The 550-nt window shown below is 78.2% G+C and carries 2 pseudogenes; both read right to left on the reverse strand.

Features of this window, described 5'->3' with window-relative positions:
• Positions 1–249, reverse strand: a pseudogene (locus GT042_RS34615) (DUF58 domain-containing protein); the annotation flags it as partial.
• Positions 249–550 (reverse strand): annotated as a pseudogene (locus GT042_RS34620) (ATPase); the annotation flags it as partial. The pseudogenes GT042_RS34615 and GT042_RS34620, both read right to left, overlap by 1 nt.

The following is a 550-nucleotide window of genomic DNA, read 5'->3' on the forward strand; positions in this document are numbered from 1 at the left end:
GGGCGACAGCCGCCGGCTGCCCGCGACGCGGTAGCGCGTGCGGTACAGCACCGCCACACAGATCAGCGGCAGCACGGCGAGGAGCAGCCCCACCCGCAGCAGGTCCGACTGCCCGAGGACGTAGGCGCAGACGGCGGCGGCGATCCCGGCGGCGAAGAACGACCGCCCGCGCGTCGTCAGCCCGGACAGCGCGGCCCGCAGGCCGCCCCCGTCGTCGGCGTCCGGGGCGTCGGTCCCCCCGGGTCCCATCACAGCCGCCGTACGCCGGGCTGCTGGCCGTAGAGCGGGCCGCCCGGCACCGGACGCGCTCCCGCGGCCAGGCCGCCGTCCGCCGTGGGCACGGGCGTGCGCTGGAGGATCTCCAGCACGACCTGCTCGGCGGTACGGCGGTTCAACTGCGCCTGGGCCGTGGGCAGCAGACGGTGCGCCAGCACCGCCACCGCCAGGGCCTGCACGTCGTCCGGCAGCGCGTAGTCCCGGCCGCTCAGGGCGGCCGAGGCCTTCGCCGCCCGCAGCAGGTGGAGCGTGGCGCGCGGCGAGGCGCCGAGTC

The organism is Streptomyces sp. SID3212, from assembly GCF_009865405.1.
GTDB lineage: Bacteria > Actinomycetota > Actinomycetes > Streptomycetales > Streptomycetaceae > Streptomyces.